The sequence below is a fragment of the Pseudomonas sp. HMWF006 genome, from assembly GCF_003061205.1.
Lineage (GTDB): Bacteria > Pseudomonadota > Gammaproteobacteria > Pseudomonadales > Pseudomonadaceae > Aquipseudomonas > Aquipseudomonas monsensis.
In genome coordinates this window covers 1-4620 of sequence record NZ_QAIU01000444.1, presented here as the reverse complement: position 1 = coordinate 4620, position 4620 = coordinate 1, and the positions used below count along the sequence as shown (strand labels likewise).

General features: G+C 61.3%; 7 protein-coding genes and 1 pseudogene. 5 read left to right on the top strand and 3 right to left on the bottom strand.

Annotated elements, in window-relative coordinates:
- The 3 genes and pseudogenes from DBR24_RS32845 to cyaY form a co-directional block, all read right to left on the bottom strand.
- A pseudogene (locus tag DBR24_RS32845) lies at nucleotides 1-119 on the bottom strand (nucleoside diphosphate kinase regulator); the annotation flags it as partial.
- 166 nt (nucleotides 120-285) lie between these two features.
- Nucleotides 286-504: a DUF1289 domain-containing protein gene (locus DBR24_RS18730; protein WP_123469790.1), complete on the bottom strand. Its 219-nt coding sequence runs from the start codon at nucleotides 502-504 to the stop codon at nucleotides 286-288.
- A gap of 4 nt (nucleotides 505-508) precedes the next feature.
- Complete coding sequence (cyaY, locus tag DBR24_RS18725; RefSeq protein ID WP_123454569.1) at nucleotides 509-841, bottom strand: iron donor protein CyaY; 333 nt, start codon at nucleotides 839-841, stop codon at nucleotides 509-511.
- 325 nt (nucleotides 842-1166) lie between these two features.
- On the opposite strand from cyaY, the gene DBR24_RS18720 reads away from it, so the two are divergent.
- The 5 genes from DBR24_RS18720 to DBR24_RS18700 form a co-directional block, all read left to right on the top strand.
- Nucleotides 1167-1340: a lipoprotein gene (locus tag DBR24_RS18720; RefSeq protein WP_123469791.1), complete on the top strand. Its 174-nt coding sequence runs from the start codon at nucleotides 1167-1169 to the stop codon at nucleotides 1338-1340.
- Between the two features lie 9 nt (nucleotides 1341-1349).
- On the top strand, nucleotides 1350-2597 hold the full coding sequence (gene lysA, locus DBR24_RS18715; protein ID WP_123469793.1) for a diaminopimelate decarboxylase: 1248 nt from the start codon (nucleotides 1350-1352) through the stop codon (nucleotides 2595-2597).
- Between the two features lie 3 nt (nucleotides 2598-2600).
- Nucleotides 2601-3431 (top strand): diaminopimelate epimerase, encoded by an 831-nt coding sequence (dapF, locus tag DBR24_RS18710; protein ID WP_007911094.1) that lies wholly within the window; start codon nucleotides 2601-2603, stop codon nucleotides 3429-3431.
- A gap of 13 nt (nucleotides 3432-3444) precedes the next feature.
- Entirely contained in the window at nucleotides 3445-4170 is a 726-nt protein-coding gene (locus tag DBR24_RS18705) for a DUF484 family protein (RefSeq protein ID WP_123469796.1), read from the top strand.
- 2 nt (nucleotides 4171-4172) lie between these two features.
- Nucleotides 4173-4620, top strand: a 448-nt coding sequence (locus tag DBR24_RS18700) for a site-specific integrase (RefSeq protein ID WP_158277044.1), incomplete at its 3' end; no start/stop codon positions are given.

The window sequence follows — 4620 nt, the reverse complement described above, 5'->3', positions numbered from 1 at the left end:
GCGCGGTCCAGTTCGGTTTGCAGCGCGATCACGCCCGGCAGCGTGTCATCCAGGCTGTCGATCAGGCGCTCCAGACGTTGCACGTCCAGACGGGTAAGGGTGATGGAAGGTGCGGTCATGATCCGGGCAGACTCCTTTCTTCTGCACACAAAAAAAGCAAAACCCCGCCAAAAAAGACGGGGTTTTCACCAGGCCTCGATGGGTTGAGGCGTGTCCGGACACTATCACAGCTCAAAAAATATACAAGTCACCCGATTTTGATCCGGCAAGAACCCCTGTAGCGAATCAACTCAGGGATTTTCGTGCGGCAGCCTGCTGGCAGATGACCCGACGGCGCTGATCATCCGCCGAGCGCCATTCGCGAATATCCTCGACATGGCGGAAGCAGCCGAGACAAACCTTCTGTTCATCAAGCCGGCACACACCGCTGCACGGCGAAGGCACTGCCGGACTGATGTTGCTGTAGAGCGGTTTGGGCGGACGAACAGGAGCAGTGTCAGTCACGGAATCACAGACCTTCGAAGTCGAATTCAGCGCCAGCCTGCTGCTTGACGATGCGCTCGAGCATTTCGCCCAACTGCTCTTCGCTCTTGTCGCACATCCAGCGCTCGCTCTCTTCGTCGTAGTCGAAGTGGAAACCACCGGACACCGCTGCCAGCCACAACTGACGCAGGGGCTCCTGACGACTGAAGATCAGTTGCGAGCCGTTTTCGAACTTGACGGTCAAGACACCTGCCGAGCTTTCCAGGTCGATATCCAGGTCGCTGTCATCAAAGATATCTTCCAGCGTCTGCTGGGTAGCATCGACCAGATCGTGGAAACGGGCTTCGGACAAACTCATTGTGGCAACCTCAAAAAATGTCTGATCAGGCTCAAGCGCCGAAAGATACGGACGCTGCCGGCCGATTGCAAAGGATAACGACCAAGCACCGTTTCCCATCCAGCACTGGCCCCTGTGGGAGCGAGCTTGCTCGCGAAAGCGGTGTGTCAGCCAGCAAACATATCGAATGTACCGGCCTCTTCGCGAGCAAGCTCGCTCCCACAGGAATTACCTGTATCCAACCGGTATCCAGAGAGCCCCGCCGGACGGGAAGCCCCTCGCATAGGCAAGCTGCCGGGTGGCCGGTATACTCCGGCGCAATTAACGCATTTTCAAGGATTTCGCCATGAAGCGCCTGATCTCTTCCCTTGCTGCGCTCGTCGCGGTTGCCTGCCTCGTTTCGGCCTGTGGTCAAAAAGGCCCGCTGTACCTGCCGGATGACGATCAGGACCCGGCCGAACAAGCCCAGTCTTCACAAAAGCAACCGGTTTCCAAAGCACACAAGCACGACGTTTACTAAGGGATCGCCATGGACGCTTTTAATTACCGTGGCGGGGAGCTGTTCGCGGAAGGTGTGGCTCTGTCCGCCATCGCCGACCGTTTCGGCACGCCCACCTACGTTTATTCGCGAGCACACATTGAAGCCCAGTATCTGGCCTTCGCCGATGCGCTGGCCGGCATGCCGCACCTGGTTTGCTTTGCCGTCAAAGCCAACTCCAACCTCGGCGTTCTGAATGTCCTGGCCCGTCTCGGCGCCGGTTTCGACATCGTCTCTCGTGGTGAACTGGAACGCGTGCTCGCCGCAGGTGGAAGCCCTGACAAGATCGTCTTCTCCGGTGTCGGCAAGACCCGTGACGACATGCGCCGTGCGCTGGAAGTCGGCGTGCACTGCTTCAACGTCGAATCCACTGACGAGCTGGAACGCTTGCAAGTGGTCGCCGCCGAGCTCGGCGTTCGCGCCCCGGTTTCGTTGCGTGTGAACCCGGACGTCGATGCCGGCACCCACCCGTACATTTCCACCGGTCTCAAAGAGAACAAGTTCGGCATCGCCATTGCCGACGCCGAAGACGTGTACGTGCGCGCTGCGCACCTGCCGAACCTGGAAGTGATCGGCGTCGATTGCCACATCGGTTCGCAACTGACCACCCTGCCACCGTTCCTCGATGCCCTCGACCGCCTGCTGGATCTGGTCGATCGTCTCGGCGATTGCGGCATCCACCTGCGCCACATTGATCTCGGTGGCGGTTTGGGCGTGCGTTATCGCGATGAAGAGCCGCCATTGGCCGGCGACTACATCAAGGCTGTGCGCGAGCGTCTGAGCGGCCGTGATCTGGGACTGGTGTTCGAGCCGGGCCGCTTCATCGTCGCCAACGCCGGCGTGCTGCTGACCCAGGTCGAGTACCTCAAGCACACCGAACACAAGGACTTCGCCATCGTCGACGCGGCGATGAACGACCTGATCCGCCCGGCGCTGTACCAGGCGTGGATGGACGTCACTGCGGTCAAGCCGCGTGATACCGCCGCGCGCAAGTACGACATTGTCGGCCCGATCTGCGAAACCGGTGATTTCCTCGCCAAGGACCGTGAACTGGCGCTGGAAGAAGGCGACCTGCTGACCGTGCATTCCGCCGGTGCCTACGGTTTCGTGATGAGTTCCAACTACAACACCCGCGGCCGTGCTGCCGAGGTGCTGGTAGACGGTGATCAGGTTTTTGAAGTGCGCCGCCGCGAAACTGTGGCCGAGCTGTTTGCCGGCGAAAGCCTGCTGCCGGAGTAACCCATGCTGCTGCGTTTTACCAAAATGCATGGCCTGGGCAATGATTTCATGGTTCTCGACCTGGTCAGCCAGCACGCGCATATTCAGCCCAAGCACGCCAAGCAATGGGGCGACCGGCACACCGGTATCGGTTTCGACCAGTTGCTGATCGTTGAAGCGCCGAGCAACCCGGACGTGGATTTCCGTTACCGGATCTTCAACTCCGATGGCTCGGAAGTGGAACAGTGCGGCAACGGTGCGCGCTGCTTCGCGCGCTTCGTGCTGGACAAGCGTCTGACGGCGAAACGGCAGATCCGCGTCGAAACCAAGGGTGGCATCATCGAACTGGACGTGCGTAACGACGGCCAGATCGGCGTCAACATGGGCGCGCCGCGCCTGGTGCCGGCAGACATTCCGTTCGAAGCGCCAGCGCAGGCGACCAGCTATCAGCTGGAAGTCGACGGCACCACGGTCGAACTGGCCGCCGTGTCGATGGGCAACCCCCATGCCGTGCTGCGTGTGCAGGACATCAACAGTGCACCGGTGCATGAGCTGGGACCGAAAATCGAACACCATCCGCGCTTCCCGGCGCGGGTCAATGTCGGTTTCCTCCAGGTCATCGACCGCAACCGTGCGCAACTGCGCGTCTGGGAACGCGGCGCCGGGGAAACCCAGGCCTGTGGTACTGGCGCTTGCGCTGCGGCTGTCGCGGCAATCAGTCAGGGGTGGATGGATTCGCCGCTGTTGATCGACCTGCCCGGCGGGCGTCTGTCCATTGAATGGGCAGGCCCTGGCCAACCGGTGCTGATGACCGGTCCGGCAGTGCGTGTATACGAAGGACAAGTGCGTCTTTGAGTGAGCAGAAGCCATGACCGATAAGCCTCAGGTACCCGCCCGACAGTCCGACGAATCAGCGTCCGAGAGCCTGGAGGCGGCAGCGGTTGCCGCGTACCTGGAGGCTCATCCGGACTTCTTCGTCGAGCACGAAGAACTGCTGCCGGCAATGCGCATTCCCCACCGACGCGGTGACACCGTATCGCTGGTCGAACGGCAGATGACCATTCTGCGCGACCGCAACATCGAGATGCGTCATCGCCTCTCGCAGTTGATGGACGTGGCCCGCGACAACGATCGCCTGTTCGACAAGACCCGCCGCCTGATCCTGTCCCTGATGGATGCGGCCAGCCTCGAAGATGTGGTGATCAGCGTTGAAGACAGCCTGCGCCAGGACTTCCAGGTGCCTTTTGTCAGCCTGATCCTGCTGGGTGACAACCCGGCACCGGTCGGCCGCTGGGTCACCCACGCCGACGCGCAAACCGCGATCGGCGGCCTGCTCACCGAAGGCAAAAGCGTCAGCGGCACCCTGCGTGAACATGAACTGGACTTCCTGTTCGGCGAGGAGCAGCGCAAGCAGATCGGCTCCACCGCCGTCGTTGCCATCAGCCATCAAGGCATCCACGGTATTCTGGCGATCGCCAGCCGCGATCCGCAGCACTACAAGAGTTCGGTCGGCACGCTGTTCCTCAGCTACATCGCCGAAGTCATGGGCCGCGTGCTGCCACGGGTCAATAGCTCCCTGCGCTCGGTACGCTGAACATGGAACGACAACTGGACGCTTACTGCGAACACCTGCGCAGTGAGCGACAGGTGTCACCGCACACCCTGTCGGCCTACCGCCGCGACCTCGATAAAGTCCTCGGCTGGTGCATCAAGCAGAACGTCGGCAGTTGGGCCGCACTGGATATCCAGCGCCTGCGCAGCCTGATCGCCCGCCTGCATGCCCAGGGCCAGTCCTCACGCAGCCTCGCCCGCTTGCTCTCGGCAGTGCGCGGGCTCTATCACTATCTCAATCGCGAAGGCCTCTGCGACCACGACCCGGCGACAGGTCTGGCGCCACCAAAAGGCGAACGGCGGCTGCCGAAAACCCTCGATACCGACCGTGCGTTGCAGCTACTGGAAGGTGCGGTCGAGGATGATTTTCTCGCCCGCCGCGATCAAGCCATTCTTGAGCTGTTCTATTCCTCCGGCCTGCGCCTGTCCGAAC

Excerpts from the sequence above, each read along its gene's own strand:
- dapF (WP_007911094.1), top strand. The coding sequence starts at position 2,601 with ATGCTGCTGCGTTTTACCAAAATGCATGGCCTGGGCAATGATTTCATG.
- cyaY (WP_123454569.1), bottom strand. The coding sequence starts at position 841 with ATGAGTTTGTCCGAAGCCCGTTTCCACGATCTGGTCGATGCTACCCAG.
- lysA (WP_123469793.1), top strand. The coding sequence starts at position 1,350 with ATGGACGCTTTTAATTACCGTGGCGGGGAGCTGTTCGCGGAAGGTGTG.
- DBR24_RS18705 (WP_123469796.1), top strand. The coding sequence starts at position 3,445 with ATGACCGATAAGCCTCAGGTACCCGCCCGACAGTCCGACGAATCAGCG.
- DBR24_RS18720 (WP_123469791.1), top strand. The coding sequence starts at position 1,167 with ATGAAGCGCCTGATCTCTTCCCTTGCTGCGCTCGTCGCGGTTGCCTGC.